Here is a 284-nt window from a genome sequence, read left to right as displayed (position 1 = left end):
GTTGGCACGGTGATGATTAGCACCGTCATGAACAGCCCGATACCGCCCTGCTGCAGCGCCTGGCTCGACAATCCTTCCGCATTGCCCAACGTGAACAGTTGTGCAGCCCAGTAGGCCGCAGCCACTTTTGCCGTGAATTTCAGCACCATCGCCGTCACCACCGACAGCATGGCCATCGAGAACAACGTGCCGAGTAAATAGAACAGCCATTTCTTGAACAGGTCCTTGGTCTGGTCGAAGATCAGCGCCAGGATGAAAATCGGCCCGATCCCGATCAGGAAGGC

General features: G+C 56.7%; 1 protein-coding gene. It reads right to left on the bottom strand.

Annotated elements, in window-relative coordinates; translation table 11 throughout:
* The coding region (locus XcuCFBP2542_RS19215) for a type IV secretion system protein (protein WP_146090402.1) at positions 1-284 on the bottom strand (284 nt) is incomplete at both ends.

The organism is Xanthomonas cucurbitae (assembly GCF_002939885.1).
In the GTDB taxonomy this organism is placed as follows: Bacteria; Pseudomonadota; Gammaproteobacteria; order Xanthomonadales; family Xanthomonadaceae; genus Xanthomonas; species Xanthomonas cucurbitae.
This window is presented reverse-complemented; position numbering and strand designations above follow the sequence as displayed.